This is a genomic window from Marinomonas sp. AWM4_232, from assembly GCF_056158325.1.
In genome coordinates this window covers 1-4,135 of the sequence record NZ_JBSWTA010000014.1, presented here as the reverse complement: position 1 = coordinate 4,135, position 4,135 = coordinate 1, and the positions used below count along the sequence as shown (strand labels likewise).

The following is a 4,135-nucleotide window of genomic DNA, read 5'->3' as shown; positions in this document are numbered from 1 at the left end:
AAGGTTAGGTTCCTCGTGCAGTGTCAAGAGATCAGCACCTCTCTTCAGTATAACCAACTGTTGCTAATTCAGGAGTTGTGAAGCAGACTGCTGGAATTGCCAAGTAATCAACAAATGAGAACTCACCGGCGATAGCTTCAGCAGCTACTTTTCCTTCGTAAAACGCTTTATGTGCAAGTTGTGGGCCAGCAACAATATCACCGATAGCAAAAATGTTCGGAAGATTAGTACGGCATTGCTGATCAATTTTTAATAAACCGCGGTTAGAAAACTCAATACCGATTTTTTCAAAACCCATATTTTCAGTATTAGGGCGACGACCAACTGTTATTAATACGTAATCAGCATCAACTTTCTTTTCTTCACCACCAATTTCGTAGGTAACAATTACACCATTTTCGACTTCCTCAACACCTTTAGCGGATGCATCTACTACTATTTTAACACCTTTATTTATAAGATTTTCTTTCAAAATTTGAGTCATTTGTTTATCGAAACCAGTTAAAATATCTTTACCTCCTTCAATAATTGTTACTAAAGAACCAAGGGAAGCGTAAGCGGAGCCCAACTCAGTACCAATGTAACCACCACCGATTACAACCAATTTACTTGGAACTTCAGCTAAATTAAGTGCACCTGTAGAGTTAATCACACGTTTTGTAAATTCAAATGGTGGAATTTCAACTGGGCGCGAGCCAGTAGCTATAATTGCATTTTTAAATGTATATGTTTGAACCGCATTTTTATTTGATACGCATATCGTGTTAGCATCTATGAAATAAGCTTCACCTTTTATCACATCTACTTTATTGCTGTTTAATAACCCCTCAACCCCATCTACTAATTTTTTTACAACGCCGTTTTTAAATTCTTGAACTTTTGCGAAATCAACATTCACAACAGAAGAAAAAATACCCATATCTTCTGAATACTTTGCTTCCTCAAAGCGGTGACCTACAGAAATAAGTGCCTTGGATGGGATGCAACCGACGTTAGCACATACTCCACCAAGATTTTCTCTTTCTATAATTGCCACCTGCTGCCCTAATTGTGCAGCTCTGATTGCAGCAACATATCCTCCAGGTCCAGAGCCAATTACGATTGTTTCAATCTCTCTCATATTACTTTTCACACTCCTCTAAAAATTAGAAAAAATCAGCACGAAATCGTTCATCCTCTACACATCGACTATGTCCTTACACATGCAAGCGAACATATTTTTTAAGTTACTTTTTGATAATAGTGCCGTTATCAACTAAAACTTAAAAATAGACGATCAATTGTTATTTCCTAATTGGTAAATCGCCTCAACTTTCAAGTAATCTCCTTATAACCAATGCGTCTTCATCTGTACTAAAGTTTTTACTATCCATAGCAAATTGGGTTATTTGTATACTTCTCTCATCTGTTTTTCATGATCTCATCATAGACTATCTATTAAGCGAATGGATCCCCAAAAAAGAAACTGAACGGTCTCTTTTTTAAGATAAAAATATCCACGGCTCACTTGGCCGTAATTGTTTTTTTAACTCAGCAAGAAGCTGAGAAGATACTGTATCAAGATAGGCTGTATCTTGATATAAGCGTGACAAGGCAAGTGCCCCTTCAAGTGAAGAAATCCAGAAGATAGCAATCTGCTTTGCTTGAGTATTTGATTTTAACTCCCCTTGCTCAATTCCATTTGTAATAATCTTTTCAATCATTCCAAGTAATTGATTCATTGCTATCCGTGCTTGTTCTGCCATGAGAGGATGGTAATCATCCGCTTCTAACGTTACGTTCATAATTGGACAACCTCCGGGAAGAGGATCATTATGAACAAGTGATGTAAAGACTGAAATAACAGTTTTTAACTTATCAAACGTATTGGATGCTTTTTTTATCTCTTCGACATAACGCACTCCCATTTGTGCAGTTGTGTGCTGGAAGGCTTGAATAGCTAAATCATCTTTATTTTTAAAGTGACGATAGATGCCCCCCTTCTCTAGCCCAGTCTCTCGCATAATATCAGAGATCGAAGAACCACTATACCCTTTTACATTAAACAGAGCAGAGGAACGATCAAGAATCATTCTTTTTGTCAATTCACCTTTACGCATAATGTCCCCCTAAAAGAAAACGTTTCGTTATCTTTTAAGTATATGACAAATAGAAAAGAATTAGCAAGAAAAAACAACAGCGAAAATCAAAGAGTAAGGATTTATTGTAAAATGCAAGATGAAAAGATTATTGCTATCATCAAATTATTATTCATTAAGTGAGAAAAACAAAGAATTTTAGCTACTTTTATTTTTGGAGTGCCTATTAAGGAGTTTTTTTCATTGAAAGCAACGGATATATTATCATACATGTCAATCAATATGCTAAATTACATATAAAAAAAGTATAATTTGTTAAAATTTTCAAAATAAGATTTATTATTATAAAATTTCGTTAATATATAACTTGTACTTATATGTTTACACAAAAGAAATAGGGTATGGTCAGTTTCCTTTTGCGAAAATGAATGGATTTGATGTGAAAAATATTGGTTCACAAATAATTGGTGGTAACCCTATTATAAATATTCGTAGCATAAAAATCCCTGCACCTTGTGTGGGGATTTTTTCATAAAGAAAAGACACCCTAAGGTGCCTTTCTTCAACTTGAAACACTTTACTTTTAATAACATCACTTTTAAAACTACAAACATATCTTTAATCTTTATATAATATTTTAATTTATTTGGAATTGCTTTTAATATTCTATCTATGTTGTAGTCGGGAATATTATGGATGGTACGTTTCTTAGTTCCGAACATTTTCATTTCAAGATAAAGGGTCCTTCTTATAAAAGAGATACCAAATACTCCCTAAATAAAATCAAAGTCTACTTCTTTAATATCCTTGTATTCCACAACTTCAGCTTCAGTGCAACCGAATAAACCACCTTTCATCATAACCAGGTATAAATTATGTTTCCCAACAACCATAAAACCTGTCTTTGTTAATTTTGGTTCAGCAGCTTCGAAATAGTGAATCTTTTCTTTAACATTCATAAACTTTTTTAAAGCCTCAAACACATACTAATAATATTTACGCTCCATTTTTGGTAGTTACTTAGATATTTCAATTATTTCTTCTAATATAACTGGGTATTTAATACTTGCCAAATCGGTCATTGATTTTGGAGTAGCTATATAATATCCCCTTTAAAATTATAAGATTTATAGAAATCATGACAAATTCAGTTACAACTTTTTTGGTACATTTCGTCGGAGAAAAATCAAAGAGAGCTTAGGCTTCCACTTTCAACGAATACAGACTAGAGAGGACTCAATTAAGTACCGATTTAGAGCATCTCCTATATAATTAAAAGGAGAACAAGTTTTTAATGTTAGTTCGCTTTTTTCTACATTACCACTTAAAAGGAAAAGCCTATATTAGGGTTATGGCAGCTTCTTTACTCATTAGGTCTCCTTACAAAGAGTAATTGTATACAGTACTCTTTTTTGGCACGAATTTTTCCAACAAAATAATTTTTTTATATACCTAAATATCTGACTATATGTTTAAAACAACTAAAAATTCAGGTGGTAGTCGATGAAAACAGTACTTATGCCCCTTAGATATTTATTAATTGCACTTAGAGTTATTTGCTTAGCAATTTTGGTTTATATATGGTATTTTCCTTATTGATTCAAACAGCATTTTTATTAGAAAATCAAATCAACGATTATTAGACAGTTGTACAATCTAATGGTGTTCATTTAGGTATAAACCCTATTCATAAATATAATGAACGCTATTAACGCAAATTCACGTGCTACAATGAAAATGGTAAAATGCAAGATATCACTATTACTGTAACAAAAAGATTACGTCATGATACTTACTTGAAAGTACCAGCCAAAGGAGAAAATAGAAAATAATAGGCGGAAGTGCAACCAAATAAGATTCCTGACTCTACTTAAACAAAATTAGCACTAAATTAAACTGATCATTTTTAGGTTGTAGTTGTCCTATCTTCTATGGTTTAAATATATATAAACTTATAGAATTACCTTCAAATAACTTTTTTAAGTAAAAAGTACTCACATTTAGCTTGGACAAGCATATATTATTGCATAGAGACCCTCCATTTATAAATTTTAATA

At 32.8% G+C, this 4,135-nt stretch carries 3 protein-coding genes and 1 pseudogene; 1 reads left to right on the top strand and 3 read right to left on the bottom strand.

Annotated features, from left to right (window positions below; genetic code table 11):
• Positions 1–31 precede the first annotated feature (31 nt).
• The 3 genes from lpdA to ACXAC1_RS20200 all read right to left on the bottom strand — a co-directional run bounded on the left by lpdA (position 32) and on the right by ACXAC1_RS20200 (position 3,037).
• A complete protein-coding gene (lpdA, locus tag ACXAC1_RS20210; RefSeq protein ID WP_475064034.1) occupies positions 32–1,120 on the bottom strand; it encodes a dihydrolipoyl dehydrogenase in 1,089 nt (362 codons plus the stop codon).
• Positions 1,121–1,481: 361 nt separating this feature from the next.
• Positions 1,482–2,099, bottom strand: a complete 618-nt coding sequence (locus ACXAC1_RS20205; protein WP_475064033.1) for a TetR/AcrR family transcriptional regulator — start codon at positions 2,097–2,099, stop codon at positions 1,482–1,484.
• Positions 2,100–2,851: 752 nt separating this feature from the next.
• Complete coding sequence (locus tag ACXAC1_RS20200) at positions 2,852–3,037, bottom strand: PH domain-containing protein (RefSeq protein WP_153587260.1); 186 nt, start codon at positions 3,035–3,037, stop codon at positions 2,852–2,854.
• Between the two features lie 771 nt (positions 3,038–3,808).
• On the opposite strand from ACXAC1_RS20200, the pseudogene ACXAC1_RS20195 reads away from it, so the two are divergent.
• Positions 3,809–3,910 (top strand): annotated as a pseudogene (locus ACXAC1_RS20195) (hypothetical protein); the annotation flags it as partial.
• Positions 3,911–4,135 lie beyond the last annotated feature (225 nt).

Excerpts from the sequence above, each read along its gene's own strand:
- lpdA (WP_475064034.1), bottom strand. The coding sequence starts at position 1,120 with ATGAGAGAGATTGAAACAATCGTAATTGGCTCTGGACCTGGAGGATAT.
- ACXAC1_RS20205 (WP_475064033.1), bottom strand. The coding sequence starts at position 2,099 with ATGCGTAAAGGTGAATTGACAAAAAGAATGATTCTTGATCGTTCCTCT.
- ACXAC1_RS20200 (WP_153587260.1), bottom strand. The coding sequence starts at position 3,037 with ATGAATGTTAAAGAAAAGATTCACTATTTCGAAGCTGCTGAACCAAAA.